The sequence below is a fragment of the Clostridium carnis genome, assembly GCF_054657435.1.
On record NZ_BAAHYS010000001.1, the window covers coordinates 2,372,178 to 2,391,238 of the forward strand.

A 19,061-nucleotide genomic window follows, 5' to 3' on the forward strand; every position below is an offset into this window, starting at 1 on the left:
TAATTGCGAAAAATGAATAATCATTCTTTTGAAAATTGCATATTATATGCTATAATAGAGAAAAATAAAAGAAAAATGAAATTTTTGATAAATATAAAATTCAAAAGGGGGCAAAACCATGCGTAAAGAGTTTTCCATGAGTAATGATAAAGTTCTAATTAATTTTACAGCTAAGTATTGTAATAACTTTGAGACATTATTAGATAGTGAAGGGTTTAGAAGAGTAATTGAAAGTTATTTAAAGATTTCAAAAAATAAGTTATCAGTAAGTTGGAGATACTTAGAAAAAGGATTAAAAACAGGTGAAATTAATAAAATTTCTAGAGATATAGCTAAAATAGCTAAATATTGTACTGTTATGAATGTACATGAAATAGTAGAAGCAAATCCTCGTTATAAAGATTTATTTGATGATAAAGATTTATTTATTGCATTTATAGAAGAATTTTACCTATTTTGGAGAAGATTAGAAAGGTATACAATTATTCATAACAATAAGCTTCAAGAAGGATTATCAGCAATGAGCTTTACAGAAGCAAACTCAGCCTTTTCAAATCTTATATTAAAGTTATATAGAAAAATAGAAAAAAATGTTCTTGGATATAAGCCTAATGTTTTTAGACAAATACCTGCAGGTGGAAATTCATCAATAATGATAAATAAAGTTTTATGGCCAACACCAAATGGATATGAAGCATTAGAAGATATAGAGTTTATTGATAGCATTTTACTAGAAACTCCATTTATAACATATCCAAAGAAGAATACAAGAAGCGGTATGTTTAAAGAAATAAATGAAAATCCATTAAAAGATGCATCTTTAAATAGAAATCACTGGTTCTGTTATCCAGCAAAGGTTGGGGAGCTTTTAGCATTTATTTATTTCCATAGAGATTTTATGCAACATGGAATAACTTTGTGTAATTTATTTGAAATGGCTAGAAGAGATGAGTATAGAGGTAGAAAGCCAGATATAGTTTATGTATTTGGAGCTACAGATAATACTGGTGAGCATAAAGAAGTATTTTATGATGATAAAGAAAATAATATTATGTTAGGTTATGTAAGTCATTCAGATTCTATTGATTACTTTGGATATATAAAAAAGATGACATTAACACTTCATAATCTATTTATGATTAAAAGAGGATATTTACCAATACATGGTGCAATGGTTAATATTGAATTAAAGAGTGGAAAATGTGCAAATGTAGTTATTATGGGTGATAGTGGTGCTGGTAAATCAGAAAGCTTAGAGGCCTTTAGAGCTTTAAGTGAAGATTATATAAGTAACATGACAATAATATTCGATGACATGGGAACTTTCAAAGAAGTAGATGGAAGAATATTTGGGTATGGAACAGAAATAGGGGCTTTTGTAAGACTAGATGATTTAGATCAAGGATATGCTTTTAAAGAGATAGATAGAAGTATATTTATGAATCCAGATAAGATAAATGCAAGACTAGTTATGCCGGTTTCACCATATAAAGAAATAATTAAAGGATATGAAGTTGATTTATTCTTATATGCGAATAACTATACTAAAGTTTTAGAAGGTGAAAATTCTATAGAATACTTTAAGACTCCAAAGGAAGCTATTGAAGTATTTAAGTCAGGCGCTAGAATGGCTAAGGGAACTACATCAGAAACAGGTCTTGTTGAAAGTTATTTTGCTAATCCATTTGGACCAGCTCAAAAGCAAGCTGAAACAAATATATTAATAGATAGATACTTTGATGCGATGTTTAAAGGTACTGTAAAGGTAGGTCAAATAAAGACTTGTTTAGCAGTACAAGGACAAGAAAAAGAAGGTCCTAAAAATGCTGCACTAGAATTATTTGATATAATAAAAAAATTATAAAATAAAAGAGGGATTCTTTTAAAAATCCCTCTTTTTTATCTTTATTTAGTTTGAACTCATATATTTATCTTTAGCAAAGAAAGATAAAGAATATAGACCTGCTATTCCAACAAGTGCATATATAACTCTAGTGAAAGCAGTCATTGTACCAAATAAAGATGCTACTAAGTCAAATTGGAAAAAACCAATTAAACCCCAATTTACAGCTCCCACTATAACTAATATAAGTGCTATTGAATCTAAAACTTTCATAAAAAACACTCCTTTATAAATAGGTTTACAATGATTAGTGTAACCAAAAGGAGTGTTTTTATACGTAAATTATATTGTAATATTTCTATCAATTGGTTGTTCTAGAGAAATGAAAGTATCAGTTCTTTGAATACCAGGAATTGAATTAATTTTATTAAGTAGTATATGTTGAAGATCAGAAATGTTTTTACAAATAACTTTTGCAAAGATAGAATAATTTCCAGTAGTTAAATGTAATTCTACAACTTCATTTATTTGAGATAGTTCATCAAATACAGAAGAGAAGGATGAGGTTTTATCAACATAAATACCAACAAAGCAACATACATCATAACCAAGTTTAGGTAAATTAAGTAGTATTCTTGTCCCTTTTATAATTCCCAGTTCTTCCATTTTCTTCATTCTAACATGTATAGTACCACCACTAACATGACAAATTCTTGCTATTTCTAAGTAAGGAGTTCTACAATCCTTTATTAGTAAATCTAAGATTTGAAGATCAAGTTCATCTAATTGATAGGTTTGATTTAAACCCATATCATCACCTCTTATTAACGATTTTATAATTTCTTCTTTTATTTTATCAAATTAATTAATAAAATAGAAGTGAAAATAATAAATTAAATAAAATAAATTTAGATTATTAATATTTTGGTAAAAACATACAAAAGCTATATAAGTATAAATAAAAGTTGAATATTAATAATATGTTACAAATATTTAAAGTCTATATTACTTGAAAATAAAGATGTTTTCTTTTAATATAGTATTATAAGTTTAAAAAAGGAGGAATAATACTATGGGATTTTTTACTACAATTGTATATTTTGCAATTATGCTTGGTATAACTGTGTTACTTTTTAATGTAGGAAGAAAATATGTATTTTCTAAAGTTAAAATAAATAAATGGATACCTTTAGCAATCGCTTTAGTAGTATTTGCTTTACAAGTGTTCATACCAAAATTAGAGTTGGAAATTTTTAAGAATCCAGTTTTTTCAATGACCTTTACTATGGTTGTTACATTAGTAATAGTTTGGTTTTTCTTATGGTTTATTGATATTCAAACAACTGGTGGCCCTAAGAGACAAGAAAAGAAAATAGAAATAAGACCTAAGGCTAAACCAAATAGAGTAAAACATATGCAAAATCAAAAAAAATAAATACTATAATAAAGATAGCTATTTATTAATTATAGAAAATATAAGAATTTTTATTTATAAAAATAAATGGAAAATTGATGATATATAATATAGAAAATCCTTAAGTGATTTAAATATATTGTAATTATCAATTTTCCATTTTTTATAATATAGCATTATGGATTTTTACTAACAAATATAGGTGAACTAAATGAAATTTTATCTCCTTCCTGAATTATTTTTATTACATACCAACTTTCAGTAGGTGAATAATTATGTTCATAAATATATTTAATGCTATTTAAGTTAATATTATTTACACTTTTAACTAAAGTTCCTTTATTAGTTATAATTTGTATTTCTTTAATTTTATAACGGATATCATCTGCAAAAATCATTATTTTTAATTTATTATTATTTAAAATAATTTCTTCCCCCATAAAACTAGAGTTAATTGTAAAATAAAATTTTAAAAATCTAGATTCTGTAGAGTAGGTTCGCCTTGCTCTAAAAGCACTTATTAACTCATCGTTAGAAAGGTTATTACCAATATATACAGTAAGATTTTCAGAATCACCAAAGTTAACTCTGTGATTATCCTGTCCATTTATTGCACCAAGTTTCCAACCATTATCTAAAAGGTGAAAATAATATTTATCGTGGCGAGTATATTTACCTAGTGGATTTCCATTGCCAACTTCTATACATGTTATTAACTTATTAAATACTGGATTGTAAATTAAAGATCTAATATTTTTATGTGGATGATTTATACAAATTAAAGCATCAGGATTATTAAGCATCCAAAGAGCCAAAAGCTTTAAATCTTTTACCACACCAGTAAAAAAAGTTGAAGAGTTTAATATATTTAAATCCCCATAAGAAGTGGTTTTACATTCAAATCCAACTAAAGGTAAAAATTCTTCATATTTCTTTTTAAATTTTGCTGCATAATATCTTGCACCTTGCCATCTTGTAAAGCCCTCATCTTTAATAGATACTTCATTAGATAGAAAAGAGTTATGATCAGTTATAAACATAAAATTTAAACCTGCTTTACGACCATATTCATAGGCTTCAAGAGGGTTTCCCCTACCAGTTGAGTAACCAGTATGACAGTGGGGAATACCATAATAAAATTTTAAATTATTTTGATCAAACCCCTTTATTTTTTTGTGTTTTTTCTTTCCCAAAATAACCCTCACTTAAATTATTACTTATCTATATATAGTATTAAATCATTATAAATAATGACAATAATATTAGGTAATGATAAAATAAGTTTAATTAGATAAGGAGTTGATAGTATGATTAAGGAATTTGGAGGAAAAGCTCCAGTAATAGATAAAACTTGCTATATTTCAGAAAATGTTGATATAATAGGAGAAGTTGTTATTGAAAGTGATGTAAATATTTGGTTTGGAACTAGACTAAGAGGAGATATGAATAAAATTTTCATAGGAGCAAATACAAACATACAAGAAAATTCAGTTATACATGTAGATGGTCATTGTGGGACTTATATAGGAAAGAATGTAACTATAGGTCATGGAGCAATAATACATGGATGTGAAATTTCTAATAATGTTCTAGTTGGAATGGGATCAATTATACTAAATGAAGCTAAAATAGGAAAGAATACTATTATAGGAGCAGGTTCTTTAATTTCCCAAGGAAAAGAGTTTCCAGAAGGAGTTCTTATATTAGGTAGTCCAGCAAAGGTTATTAGAAACCTTACAGAAGAAGAAATTAAAAAAATACAATTATCAGCAGATACATATGTGAATTTAAGTAAAAAGTATCTATAAATTAGGAGGAAAAATGATAAATATAGGCGAATATAATGAATTAAAAATTAAAAGAGAAAAAGATTTCGGATTTTATATAGGAGATGAAAGTGGAGATGAAGTGCTACTTCCAAAATCCAATACAGAAGGAATGTCATTATCAGAAGGAGAAATAGTAAAAGTTTTTGTATATAGGGATTCTAAAGACAGACCTATAGCAACTTTTAAGACACCTTTAGCAACTGTAGGAGAAATTGCTTATTTAAAGGTTGTTTATCAAACAAAATTTGGTGCATTTATTGATTTTGGTTTAGACAGAGATATCTTTGTTCCTATAAAAGAACAAAGATTTAGATTACTGACAGGAAATAAATATCTATTTTATATATACCTTGATAAAACAGGAAGACTTGCAGCTACTACGGATGTTGAAAAATATTTAGAATATGCATCAGAAGCAGAAGCTTTATATAAAATCGGAGATGAGGTAACTGCACAAGTATATTCAAGAACAGAATCAGGAACATTAAATGTTGCAATAGATTCTAAATATAGAGGGCTTGTTGTAGCTAATGAGTATTTTACAGAAGTTTTTCCAGGTGAAGAAATGAAGTTAAGAGTTAAAATAGTACATGAAGATGGTATGATAGGCTTAACACCAAGAAAAACTAGATTAAACGAAAGAGATAAATTACAAGAAGATATATTAAGCTATATGATTAAAAATGGCGGATTTATGAAATTAAATGATAAATCTAAGCCAGATGATATAAAGGCAATTTTCAAAACAAGTAAAAACTATTTTAAAATGGCATTAGGTGGATTAATGAAGCAAGGTAAAATAGTTCAAGATTCAGAAGGAACTAGAATAAAATAAATTAACTGAATAAAAATATAAAAAAAGAGGCTAATGATTTTTAAAAATTAGCCTCTTTTTTAATTTATAAAACTAATAAGATAAATTACTAGTTTATTTGATAATTCTATTTTGATTTTTAAAATATATTTAAATTTTTACTATTATTAAATTAAGATTTTACATATAACAAGAATAAAGGTGTAATAAGTTTAAATATAAGGAGAAAATATGACAGATAATATATTTAATAGAAATTTTGAAAAGATAAAATATCCTCTTTATGGAACTATAATTTTATTATTAATAGGTATTTCAACATTATTTATTAAACCAATAATAGGTGTTGCAGATAATGGTGACTATTTTAGAATTATAAGTCAAAATGATTTATATCATTTACCTAAAGATAATGATGATATTTTTTTAGGATATTTTAATAAAGAGTATGGTATTTATAAATATAATAATGAAAATGAAAAAACGCTAATTTCTACACAATCTTTTTTTATAAAGGTTGCAGTTAATATAGATAAAGTTATAACAAATGATGATATATTTGATATAAGAATACTTGCAGCAATATATTTAATAATTTATTGTATAGGAATATATTTATTAATTAGGGTTTTTACAGATGATATAAAAACTAAAATACACAAATTAATAATTACTATTGTTTTTGTAATTATATTTGCAGATACTGGGTACGTTGCATATTTTAATTCTTTTTTTGGTGAGGGAGTTAATACATCGTGTTTTATATTTAGTGTAGGTATTCTTTTATATATTTATAAATTTTGTAAGTATAAAATTTTCTATATATTAAACTTTTCAATAGCATCATTTTTATTTTTTGGATCAAAGCAGCAATTAGCTCCAATTGGTATCTTTATAGCAGTTATATTATTAAGAATGATAAAGGTAAAAAAAGATAATTTATTTAAAGGATTATTAGTAAGTTTAATAATATTATTTTTATCTTCTTCAGTTTACTTTTATAAATCAATATCAGGAGATTTTGATTATATAAATAGATATCATGCAATGACTAGAGGAATATTATTACATGAGGATGATTCGGAAGAGATATTAAAAAAATTTAGTATATATTCTCAATATTCCTTATTGGAAAATGAAATATTTTTTGAAAAGATACCGATGATAAAACCAGATGATGAAAAGTTAAAAGAAAACTTTTATAGTAGATATTCTGTTTTAAGTATTTTTTTCTACTACATAAAAAATCCAAATAAGGTTATTAAAATGTTAGATTTAGCATCTAAAAATGCATACTCAATAAGACCAAAAGTAATGGGAAACTACGAAAAGATAGAAGGAAAGAAGTTTGGGGCTAAATCATATTTCTTTGCATGTTGGAGTAGCTTTAAAGAATATATACTTCCTAAGGGGTTATTTTTCACATTACTTTATTTGGGAATATATTTATTCCAAGGAATTAAAAATTATATAAAAGCAATAAAAACAAATGATATAGATGCTATGCTATTTGAAGAGGGGTATTTTTATATATTCTTAGTAGGTATTTCACAGGTAGTTATTTCTATAGTAGGTGCAGGTGATGCAGATTTAGGAAAACACTTATTTATGTATAACTTAAGCTTTGATCTTATTTTTATATACATTATTAAATATTTTATAGTAATAAGAGAGGAAAACTTTGGGAGGTAATAAAATGTATAAACTTGATTTAAGAAAAAGATTAGATATTATTTTAACCATTACAATAGGATATTTCTTTTTCCTAGCAATGGTAGTATCAACTATGAATTTTAAAGGAACAATGGAAAATTATATAATGTTAACTTCATTAATGATAGTTGCAATAATTGCTTATTATACAGATATTACAAGTACTCTTTTAATTACTTTAATTGCAGATTTTGTATATTCAAGCTATAACCTATATGAGAGTCTTAGAAAAGGTATCCCAATAGGAATTAATGTTTATTTTTGGATAGTAGCAATACCATTAACAGCTGCTATAATGGTATATTTAAGCAGGGTTTTAATTTATTTGCAGGATGAGGTAATATTACTAAAAAAGTCAAATAGAGAGTTGAAAATGATAGATGAATTAACGGGTATAAGAAATATAAAGGCGTTTATTAATGATATACCAATATATATAAGTATGAACAGAAGGTATAAGTTGCCTGTTACTTTAATGGTAGTTAGATTTAAGTATAGTGATCAATTAAAAAGAGTAGTAGGAAAGAAAAATTTTAAGGATGTATTAGTTGAAGTTTCGGAAAATATAAATAATTGTTTAAGAGTTGAAGATAGAAAATATATTTTAGATGAAAATACTTTTGGATATATCTTGATAACTAATGAGTTAGGTTCAGAGGTTGTAAAAGATAGGGTGAAAAAAAGAATAAAAAATATAGATTTTAAAAATAATATAGAAAAAAATATTAAGATAGATATAGAAGTTGGATTCTATGAATGTAATGGAAAAGAAGATGACCCTTTAGAAATTATTGAAAATGCAAAAAGGGAGTTAGAATATGATTTCTAAAAGAAGATTTCTAGCTAAAATAATATGTATTTTAATTATAATAAATTGTTTCTTTCAAAGTAAACAGTGCTTAGCAGAAGAAGAAAAAATTCTTATTTTATATGATTATTATAAAGAATTTGAAGAGGATAAAAATATACTAAATGAAGTAGTAAACGTAGCTATAACATTAAATAGGACATTAGATATAGTAAGATTTAAGGATTATAAAGAAGGAAATTTAAAAAAATATAATGGAGTAATAGTTATTTTAAATAGTGAAGAGCGGTTATCAGAACATATAGAGAAAGATTTAAAAATATATAACTCTACTATATTTATTATTAATAAGGAAACAAAAAATAGTTTTAAAAAAAATTTGCCTAAATTTTTTAATAAAGAAAATAAAAAATATAAAAACTACTTGGTTTTAGATGAAGTATATCCTTTTGAAGATTTAAATGGACTTGTAGAAAAGATAGATTATTTATATAAAAATGGAATTAATTTTATAGTTTCAGTGATGCCAGTTTTTAGAAATTATAATTCTCAATCTATGCAAAGATTTGCAGAAGTATTAAGATATGCGCAAGCAAAAGGTGGAACTATAGTTTTACATAATCCCTATATTTATTTAAAGGATAATACAGAGGCAGATATTAAAAATGTATTAGAAAATATGGATATAGCACAAAATAACTATATTAACTATTGGGTATATCCAAGAGCATTAGATATACAAAATTCATGGATTTATAAAGATGGGATACAAGAATATATAAGTAAATCAAATACAATTTTATTAAGTAAAGAAGATAAAACAAATAATAACTTTATAACTAAATATTCAATTAAAAAAATAGAAAATGTAATAGAAAAAGTTAATTTGGATGAAATTAAAAATAAAGAAGAGAATTATTGTAATAAGGCATATAAAATAAAAGCAGATATTTCATTTGAAGATTTTGAAAAAGAAATTAATAAATTAAAGGATAATAATATTTATATAAGTGATTTAGCAAACGTATATACAAATATAAATTTAGGAATTAATAAGCTAGAAGGTAGTAACAATATAGTATTGTTAAATAATAAAAATATTAATATAAAAAAATATATATCAAAAGAAGAGTTTAATAAATATTTTAATAAAGAAAATACTGATATAAAGGATGAAAAATTAGGAGTGGATTTATCTAAAGTAAACAATATTATAATAATTGTAACTTTTGTTATAGTTATAGTTTTAATAATAATAGCTTTAAATAGCAGGATAAAAAATAAAAGAAAATTTTATAAATAAGGAGCAAAATTTTGAATTTATTAGATTATTTAGTTCTATATTCTCTTTTAGTTATATGGATAATAATTTTTATTAATGTAATTTTAGTAGTAGGAGGATATATATACTACTCAAAAACACTAAAGTTAAATAAAAAAGAAAATCTTAAAGAATATCCATTTGTATCAATTTTAGTTCCAGCTCATAATGAGGGAGTTGTTATAGAAAAAACAGTTAAATTTTTGTTAGCCTTAGATTACCCTAATGATAAATATGAAATTATAGTTATAAATGATAATTCAAGTGATAATTCAGCCCAAATATTACAGAAGATAAAAAATAATAATAAAGAAAGAAATTTAGTGATTATAAATACTGATAATAAAACTGGAGGAAAAGGAAAATCCACGGCTTTAAATATAGGCTATAGCAAAAGTAAGGGAGAAGTATTAGCAGTTTATGATGCTGATAATACTCCGGAGAAAATGGCTTTAAAATATTTGGTACATACACTAGCGGAAGATACTAATCTTGGGGCAGTAATTGGAAAGTTTAGATGTAGAAATAAAAGTGTAAATTTATTAACAAGATTTATTAATATTGAAACAATAACATTTCAATGGATGGCTCAAGCAGGAAGATGGCAATTATTTAATTTATGTACTATTCCAGGAACAAACTTTGTTATTAGAAGAAGTATAATTGAGGCTATGGGGGGCTGGGATACAAAGGCAATTACAGAGGATACAGAAGTAAGTTTTAGAATATATAGAATGGGATATAAAATAAAATTTATGCCTCTAGCAGTAACTTGGGAGCAGGAGCCACAAACATTAAATGTATGGTTTAAGCAAAGAGCTAGATGGGCAAAAGGAAATACTTATGTTGTTTTTAAAAACTTTAAATATCTATTTGCTAAAAATGCAGGTGTAACAAAATTTGATATACTTTATTATGTAATGATATATTTTTTCTTTTTATCAGCTACTGTCATATCAGATATAGCATTTATATTAGGAGCATCAGGTCTTGTAAAATTACATATTTTGGGATATGGTTTAATTCTTTGGTTAATGGCATATTTGGTATTTCTTTTATCTATATTAGTTTCTATTTCTACAGAAAAGGGAGAGCTTACGTTAAAAAACTTATTTGTAATAATGATTATGTATTTTACATATTGCAAATTATGGGGAGTAGTAGCATCATTTGGATTTTATAATTATTTAAAGGATATTGTGTTAAAGAGAGAGGCAAAATGGTATAAAACTGAAAGATTTTAAACTGGAGGTTATTATGAGGAACTTAATTAAAAAATTAACAGTTGTACTAAGTATAATATTTATTATTTTATTAGCTACTAATATAAATAATAGAGTAAATGCTGAAGGTTTAACTAATGAAATTATAACTAAATCACAAGATATAGGAAATGATGTTGTATTAAGGGGAGTATTTTCAGGACATAGTATATATTTTAATGTTGATAAATGGCAAAATATTGAAAATATTCAGGGAGAAATACAAATAGATGTTAATGAGCTTATAAATAAAGTTGATGAGACGTATATTACATTTTCTTTAAATGGAACTCCATTTTATTCTCAACAACTTAGATATGATTCTAGTAAAGAAATTCAAAATATAAAAATTAATTTTCCTAAAGATAAAATTAAAGTAGGAAATAATGAGTTTAAAATAGAAGGATATTGTAGAGTATCAGAAAAACCATGTACTGATGATGTAAATAATGCCAATTGGCTTGTCATAAAAGATTCATCAAAGATAAATATAAGTTATAGAGATAAGATTTCAGAAAATAATTTATCTAGTTTTCCATATCCATTTCAAAAATCAACTACAATTGTTTTAGGTGAAAATTATACTGATGATGATTTTGCGGCTGCATTAATGTTATCAGCTTATTTAGGGAAATATAAGGATTATAATGGAGAAATAGTAAAGTATAATGAGTTAAAGAAGGATATAAGTACTAACCTTATTTTTATAGGAGGAAAAGACAAGTTACCAAAAGAGATTGTATCTAGTATAAAAGAAGTAGATACAGTAGATTTAGATAGCAATGGATTAATAAAAATAATTAAGTCACCCTTTGTTAAAAAAGAAAATATTAAAGCTATGGTAGTAATTTCTAATGATAAAAATTTATTATTAAAGGGTATTAAAATATTAATGAATGAAGAATTAATATCTCAAAGTATATCAGAAGTTCCTTTTATAATAAATTCAAATATTCAAGAAGAAGTAAGAGTTAAAAAAAGTGAGGAAAATATAACTTTTGAAAGTCTAGGATTAAAGGAAATACTAATGAAGGGACCATTTAGGAGAAGTTCAAGTATATCTTATTTAATGCCTAAAAATAAGGTTTTATCTAAGGGTGATAAGATTAAATTAAACTTTAGATATTCAGAAAATTTAGATTTTAAAAGGTCTCTTATAACTGTATATATAAATAATACCCCTATTGGTAGTAAGAAGCTTGAAAAAGAAAAAACACTTTCAGATGAGGTAGAGTTAAATATTCCAAATGATGTCATGAATTCAAATTACATAGAAGTTAAAATAGCATTTGATTTAGAACAAACAGATTCATATTGTGAAAAAAGACAAGAAGAAAGCCCATGGGCATTAATAACAGGAGATTCATATTTATATATTCAAGGAAAGGATAATTCATCAGTAAATAATTTCGAAAAATTACCATCACCATTTATATATGATAAAACATTTAATGATATTTTATTAATAATTCCAGATAAATTATCATCTCAAGAACTTACTTCTATTGGAAAAATGGTTTCATATATGGGATCAGAAATTAATAATAATATAGGAATTTTAGAAGTACTAAGAAGTTCAAATTTAAATGGAAAAGAAAAAGATATGAATTTAATAATATATGGAACTCCAAACACAAATTCAATAATTAAAGACTTAAATAAGTCATTATGGTTTAAATACAATGATTCATTCGATAGATTTATATCTAATGAAAAATTATATTTACTTGATGATTTTGCAACTAATATAGCTACATTTCAATTAGATATATCACCATATAATCCAAGAAAATCAATGCTAATTATGACTTCACCTAAAGAAGAGTTATTAAATAAATCATTAGCATATTTATATAATGAAAAGCTTAATAGTAAGCTAATAGGTGACTGTGCAGTTATTGATGAAAATGGGGATTTAAGAACATTTAAGTTTAAAAAAGAGGAAACAGTACCAGTATATGAAAAAATAATAAAACTAACAAATAAAGATAAGGGGTTAGTAGGTGTTGTTTTATTAATGGGAGTATTTATTATAGTATCAATAATTCTATACTTTAATAAAAATAAAAAAAGTAAACACTAAAAAAATTAAATTAAACTATTGACAAGAAAAGTAAGTAGGAATATAATCATATCAAAGTAAATTACTAAGAATTAAATGCATTGATAAGGGAAAGTAAATAGTATCCTATTATTACAGAGAAGGTTAGTTAGCTGAGATAACCTATAATAAATATTATTGAAGTGCCCCTTGGAGCAGAAAATCCGAAATTATAGTAGGGTTTTATGGGTTCTCCCATTATAGAGATAGGGTATGAAGTACCTAAGATGAGATAGACACTATGTGTCTAAATAGAGTGGAACCGTGGAAGTATAGCCTTCTGCCTCTGTATATACAGGGGTAGAAGGCTTTTTTTATTATTTAGAATTAAATTATCCATAATTTAACAATGACAAACTCTAAATAGCATTCTATTTAAGCTTTATATTATTTGCTGGCCAGCAAAAATTATATAAATTATAAATGAATTTAAATTTTAGGAGGAATAATCATGAACTTAAATATAAATCTATTATTAGCAATAATATCAACAGTAGTATCTTTTTATATAATCTATAAGGTTAAAAATAAAAGTGCTAAATTTTCATTATCAACATTAGCAGCTTTAATATTAGGATTAGCAGTAGGAGCTATGTTTAAAGAAAATACAGCTTTCTTACAAGTTATTGGAAAGGGATATATGGGATTTCTTAAAATGACTATAGTTCCACTAGTATCACTTTCAATAATAACAAGTACTGTAAGATTGAAAAATATAAAAACAATAAAAACAATAGGATTTAAGTCAGTAGCGGTGTTATTAGGAACAACAGGAATAGCATCAGCAATAGGAATATTTATAGCAAAGTCATTTAATTTAGGTGAAAATATAGCTTTAACAGCAGTAGAAAACTTTAAACCAAGAGAAATACCAACACTTTCAAAAGTAATATTAGATATGATACCATCTAATCCAGTTGCATCAATAGTAGATAATAAAATAATACCAATAGTTATTTTTTCATTATTTATAGCAATTGCACTAGTAATAGAGGATAATAGAAAACCAGAAAGAGTTAAAGCTTTTAAAGAATTTGTATTATCAGCTTATTCAGTAGTTCTAAGAATTACAAAAATTATATTAAAGTTTATACCTTATGGAGTTTTCTCATTAATTGCTACAGTAGCAGCTACTAATGGAATAGATACTATAAAGTCTTTAATAGTTGTTATAGGAGCAGTTTATTTAGCAGTAATAATACAAATTGCAGGCGTTCATACATCACTTATAGCATTTGTTGCCAGAAGAAATCCAATAGAATTCTTTAAAGCGATTTTACCTGCACAAACTATGGCATTTAGTAGCCAAAGTAGCTATGGTACTTTACCAGTAACAATTAAAAGTTTAGTTGAGAATGCAAAGGTATCAGAAAATATAGCTAGCTTTGTTGCTTCTTTAGGATCAACTGTAGGAATGAATGGATGTGGAGGATTATATCCAGCAATAGTAGCAATCTTTGTAGCTAATGTGTACAATGTAAACTTAACTGGATATCATTATTTATTAATAATTTTAACAACTATAGTTTCATCAATTGGTATAGCAGGGGTTCCAGGAGCAGCAACTATGTCTACAACAGTAGTATTAGCTACTTTAGGATTACCTTTAGAGGGCATGGCACTAGTAATGGCTGTAGATACAATAATAGATATGATAAGAACAACTACTAATGTAACAGGAGCATCAGTTGCAGCAGTTGTAGTATATGAAAGTGAAAAAAGAAAAGAGCTTAATTATGATAAGAAAGTAATAGCTTAATAACTATTAATAAAACGGGTTATATAGATGGAAATTTATATAACCCGTTTTAACTCTAAGTTATTTACAAAATATTAATAAAATGTTAAAATTAGGTAAATTAATGGGGATAAAATACAACTATTTTAGGGGGAGAGAAAGATGAAATGTTTTTCAAAACTAGTATTAACTTTTACAGTAGCAACTACTTTACTTCTTAATACTACAGTATCTAAAGCTTATGCAATTGGTGAAAATGAACATAAAGGAAGTTCATTACCTAGCGTTCAAGAGTACACTATAAAATCAAAAGATAAATGGAAATTAACAGCATCATCAAGAATTTTTGTTATTATAAAAGATGGCTATAATCTAAATGATAACCTAGAAGAAACTATTAAATTGTTAAATTCAGAATTTGCAGCAGTAAAAAAGCCAAGTTCTGAAGTAATGCCTATAGTTTATGGAGCAGAAACTGAAATCAAAGATGGAGATATTGTAATCGAAAAAGCAGAAATTACTGAAACTACTAATGAAGAAGGATACAAGATAGAAATTAGTTCACATGCTAAAGTTACTGCACAAAATGAAAAAGGAATTTTATATGGTGTACGAACACTAATGCAATATTTAATAGTTAACGATAGTATGGAATATGGTACAATTGTAGACTATCCAGATATAAGAGAACGTAGTTTCCATATTGATATTGCAAGAAAGTTCTATACAAAGGATTGGATTATTAAGCAAATTAAAGATATGTCTTGGATGAAACTTAATACTTTACAATTACATTTTTCAGAAAATGAAGGTTTTAGAATTCAATGTGATTCCCATCCAGAAGTTATGTCTAAAGATTATTTAACAAAGGAAGAAGTTAAAGAAATATTAGCAATAGCTAAACAATATAAAATAAGTGTAATTCCATCACTTGATAGTCCAGGACATTTAACACAAGCTCTAAAAACACATCCTGAATTACAATTACCAAAAGCATCATATGGATATAGTTCAAAAGAGCAAAAAGCTTTAAATATAGCACTTCCAGAAGCTAGGCGTTTTGTAAAGGATTTAATTGATGAGTATGCAGAATTATTTTATGAAAGTAAGTATTTTCATATAGGGGCAGATGAGTTTATTGATTTTAATAAATTTTATCAATACCCTATATTGGAAAAATATGCAAAAGATAATTTGGGTGAAAATTATGGAGGAATCGACACATACATTGATTATATAAATGATATAGCAAGTTATGTTGAAGGAAAAGGATTTACAGCAAGAGCTTGGAATGATGGCTTATATAGATATGATGAAACACAAAGAGTTAAATTAAAGAAATCAATTGAAATTACTTATTGGACTAAATGGGATAGAAATATGGCAACAGTTAAAAATTTTCTAGATAATGGTCATAATATTGTTAATTTTAATGATTCTTATTTTTATTATGTATTAGGTGAAAATGCTGGATATAAGTATCCTACAGGAAAGAAAATTTTTGAAGGTTGGACTCCAGGCGCATTCCCATGGATTTCACGTACAGAAAAACAAGATATAGAAAAGCCTTATCCTAATCAATTATTAGGTGCATCCTTTGCAATATGGAGTGATACACCAAAAGCTCAAACATTAGAAGAAGTAAAAAATGGTATTAGAGAGCCTTTAAGAGCAATGGCAGAAAAATCATGGAATGCTAACAAAAATACAAAAACTTATGAGGAGTTTAAAACTAATTTTGATAAGCTTGGATATGCTCCAGGGTTTAATATTGAACTGCCAAAAGCAGCTGATATAGTTAAGTCTGATAAGCTAGGAAAGGTTATTATAAAGTATGTTAATGAAAATGGAGATGATATTTCTAAAGATGAAACAGTGTATGGTGTTGTAGGGGATAATTATGAAGTTAAAGCAAGGAAGCTTTATGGGTATAAGGTAGAGTCTATTCCAAATAATACAAAAGGTACATTTAGTAAAGAAGCTAAAGAGATAAAAATAGTTTACAAACTATATGCAGATAAAAGTAATTTACAAAATGAAGTAGATAATGCTTTAAAGGAAGAAGAATATATTAAAACTACTTTTGAAAAATATAAAGAAGCATTAGAAAAAGGTAAAGTAAGTTTAAAGGATTCGGCAGCAACTCAAAAACAATTAGATGAAGCTATTTTAGCTATTAATAAAGGAAAAGAAGGGTTAATTCATATTTCAAAAGCAGAATTATATGAACTTATAAGTAATACATTAGATAAGGATGATTATTTACAAGAAAGTTACTCAAAATATCAAGAAGCAATAGAAGAAGGTAAAAAAATATTAACAAAGATAGATACGACTGAAGTAGAAATCAATAATTCAGTAAATACAATTAAGGTAGCTAAGAAAAATCTTATTTTAGGACCATTTATTACAATAACAGCAAATAAAGGTGTTTGGAAAGATAGTTATACAAAATATGATTTATCAAGAGCTTTAGATGGTGATGAATCAACTTTTCTATGGATTGAGGGAGCACAAGAGGTAAATGATTATTTTCAATTTAAATTTAGAAATACAATTGATCTTTCAGGAATAAAAATTATATCAACAGGTGCAAAAACAGATGTTATTAATTCAGCTGATGTACAAGTATCAATAGACGGAAAAGAATGGAAAACAGTTGGCAAGTTTGGAAATAATGAGTTAGTACAATTAAATTTTAATAAAGAAAAAGCAAATTATGCTAGAATTTTAATAACAAAAAGTACAGATAAATGGAGTAAAATAAATGAAGTATCATTTATTTATACAATTAATAAAAATGATTTAAATAAAAAAATAGAAGAAGCAAAGGAAATTAAAAAAGGTAATTATACTAATGAAAGCTATCAGGCATTACAATTAGCTATTTCATCTGCAGAAGATGTTATGAAAAATGAAAATGCTACTAAAGATGAGATAAATGATGGTGTAGCCAAATTAGAAGAAGCTATAAATTCATTAAAAAAAGAAGAAGTAAATTTAAATGAGTTACTTTCTACTATAGATTTAGCAAATACAAAATTAGAAGTTAACTATAGTAAAGATACATGGAATGATTTTAAGAAGTTTTATGATTTATCAATTACGACACCTACCAAAAAAGATGTAACTCAAGATGAGGTTAATGAAGTAAATAAAAATTTAAGAGATGCAATAAATATGTTAGTAGATATTAGTGAATTAAAAGCTAAGGTAAATGAAGGGAAAAAGTTAAATGAAATAGAATATACGAAAGAATCCTTTAAAGTATTTAAAAATTCATTAAAAGAAGCTGAAAGCTCATTAGATAATAGCGCTATTAAAAAAGAAGATATTAATATACTAATAGAAAATTTAAATAATACAATAGAAGATTTAGAGAAGGTAGTACAAGCTATCAATGATAAAGAGGTAAAAGTAGTAAGTGAGGATAATAAGATAAAGGTAGTTGATGAAAGTAATAACATAAAAACAGTTAGTGAGAGTAAAGAAGTAGCGAAAATAAATAAGTATGAAAAAAAAGCTATTGAAACCCCTAAAGTACAAACTTATAAAACATTTTTAGCTGTTTCAGATGAAAATAAGAGTGAGATTGAAAATAATAATGATAAAATTATTGAAGAAAATATTGCTAGAAGTATAGTTATTACATCAAATAAAGAAAAAGAAGTAGAAAAAGAAGTAGAAAAAGAAGTAGAAAAAGAAGTAGAAAAAGAAGTAGAAAAAGAAGTGAAATCTGTTAATAAAAAGGAACTAGAAAAAGAAATTAAAGAGTCTGAAAAATATAGTAATAAGGCTGAAGAGTATGAAAAAAAATCTTTTGAGGAGTTTTTGAAAGCTTTAAATGAAGCTACTAAGATAAATGATGATAAAGACTCTATACAGGAAAAAGTGGATAAGTCATTGGAAGTATTGAAAAAATCAATAAAGGCATTAAAAAAGAAACCTGAAGATGAAAATGCAAGAGTAAAGCAAGAGAAAACTTTTGAAATAGAAGAAAAAGTTACAGAAACAAAAAACATTAATAAAGCTTTCATAATAGTTCCTGGGTTGATTATTGTTTTACTAATAATCTTAAATAGAAAAAAGATTATTAGTATAATAAGAAAAGAAAAATAATTAATATAAGAAGGATTTGATATAGATGAATTAAAAAAAAGTCTGTATTAAGTCCTTAAAATTTTGCATAGAAAAAAATATCTTTAAATAAAATATTGA

General features: G+C 25.4%; 14 protein-coding genes and 1 other annotated feature. Of the genes, 11 read left to right on the plus strand and 3 right to left on the minus strand.

Annotated elements, in window-relative coordinates:
- The first annotated feature begins 118 nt into the window (after positions 1-118).
- Positions 119-1,864 carry a phosphoenolpyruvate carboxykinase (ATP) gene (locus ACYQ1T_RS11520; RefSeq protein ID WP_459834830.1) on the plus strand — a complete coding sequence of 582 codons (1,746 nt, stop codon included), beginning with the start codon at positions 119-121 and terminating at the stop codon, positions 1,862-1,864.
- A 45-nt stretch (positions 1,865-1,909) separates the two neighbouring features.
- On the opposite strand, the gene ACYQ1T_RS11525 is transcribed toward ACYQ1T_RS11520, so the two are convergent.
- On the minus strand, positions 1,910-2,116 hold the full coding sequence (locus ACYQ1T_RS11525; RefSeq protein ID WP_459834832.1) for a DUF378 domain-containing protein: 207 nt from the start codon (positions 2,114-2,116) through the stop codon (positions 1,910-1,912).
- 69 nt (positions 2,117-2,185) lie between these two features.
- Positions 2,186-2,653 (minus strand): Lrp/AsnC ligand binding domain-containing protein, encoded by a 468-nt coding sequence (locus tag ACYQ1T_RS11530; protein ID WP_459834834.1) that lies wholly within the window; start codon positions 2,651-2,653, stop codon positions 2,186-2,188.
- A gap of 262 nt (positions 2,654-2,915) precedes the next feature.
- Here ACYQ1T_RS11530 and ACYQ1T_RS11535 point away from each other — a divergent pair, with 262 nt between their 5' ends.
- Positions 2,916-3,278, plus strand: coding sequence for a hypothetical protein (locus ACYQ1T_RS11535; RefSeq protein ID WP_459834837.1), 363 nt, complete (start codon positions 2,916-2,918; stop codon positions 3,276-3,278).
- Positions 3,279-3,433: 155 nt separating this feature from the next.
- Here ACYQ1T_RS11535 and ACYQ1T_RS11540 read toward each other — a convergent pair whose 3' ends face one another.
- Positions 3,434-4,450, minus strand: a complete 1,017-nt coding sequence (locus ACYQ1T_RS11540; RefSeq protein ID WP_459834840.1) for a CehA/McbA family metallohydrolase — start codon at positions 4,448-4,450, stop codon at positions 3,434-3,436.
- Between the two features lie 114 nt (positions 4,451-4,564).
- Between ACYQ1T_RS11540 and ACYQ1T_RS11545 the strand changes: the two genes are divergently transcribed.
- From ACYQ1T_RS11545 to ACYQ1T_RS11585, 9 genes are all read left to right on the plus strand, one after another.
- Positions 4,565-5,065: a gamma carbonic anhydrase family protein gene (locus ACYQ1T_RS11545; protein ID WP_459834842.1), complete on the plus strand. Its 501-nt coding sequence runs from the start codon at positions 4,565-4,567 to the stop codon at positions 5,063-5,065.
- 13 nt (positions 5,066-5,078) lie between these two features.
- Entirely contained in the window at positions 5,079-5,921 is an 843-nt protein-coding gene (locus ACYQ1T_RS11550; RefSeq protein WP_459834844.1) for a CvfB family protein, read from the plus strand.
- A gap of 210 nt (positions 5,922-6,131) precedes the next feature.
- Entirely contained in the window at positions 6,132-7,592 is a 1,461-nt protein-coding gene (gene wsfD / locus ACYQ1T_RS11555; RefSeq protein WP_459834846.1) for a glycan biosynthesis hexose transferase WsfD, read from the plus strand.
- A gap of 4 nt (positions 7,593-7,596) precedes the next feature.
- Positions 7,597-8,442: a GGDEF domain-containing protein gene (locus ACYQ1T_RS11560; RefSeq protein ID WP_459834848.1), complete on the plus strand. Its 846-nt coding sequence runs from the start codon at positions 7,597-7,599 to the stop codon at positions 8,440-8,442.
- Positions 8,432-9,724 (plus strand): DUF2334 domain-containing protein, encoded by a 1,293-nt coding sequence (locus ACYQ1T_RS11565; RefSeq protein WP_459834850.1) that lies wholly within the window; start codon positions 8,432-8,434, stop codon positions 9,722-9,724. Before ACYQ1T_RS11560 ends, ACYQ1T_RS11565 begins: the two co-directional genes overlap by 11 nt.
- 11 nt (positions 9,725-9,735) lie before the next feature.
- On the plus strand, positions 9,736-10,986 hold the full coding sequence (locus tag ACYQ1T_RS11570) for a glycosyltransferase family 2 protein (RefSeq protein ID WP_459834853.1): 1,251 nt from the start codon (positions 9,736-9,738) through the stop codon (positions 10,984-10,986).
- 13 nt (positions 10,987-10,999) lie between these two features.
- On the plus strand, positions 11,000-13,087 hold the full coding sequence (locus tag ACYQ1T_RS11575) for a cellulose biosynthesis cyclic di-GMP-binding regulatory protein BcsB (RefSeq protein WP_459834856.1): 2,088 nt from the start codon (positions 11,000-11,002) through the stop codon (positions 13,085-13,087).
- A gap of 71 nt (positions 13,088-13,158) precedes the next feature.
- Positions 13,159-13,396 (plus strand) — a binding site (T-box leader).
- 160 nt (positions 13,397-13,556) lie between these two features.
- Complete coding sequence (locus tag ACYQ1T_RS11580; RefSeq protein WP_459834859.1) at positions 13,557-14,864, plus strand: dicarboxylate/amino acid:cation symporter; 1,308 nt, start codon at positions 13,557-13,559, stop codon at positions 14,862-14,864.
- Positions 14,865-15,005: 141 nt separating this feature from the next.
- Positions 15,006-18,962, plus strand: a complete 3,957-nt coding sequence (locus ACYQ1T_RS11585; protein ID WP_459834861.1) for a family 20 glycosylhydrolase — start codon at positions 15,006-15,008, stop codon at positions 18,960-18,962.
- Positions 18,963-19,061: the final 99 nt, after the last annotated feature.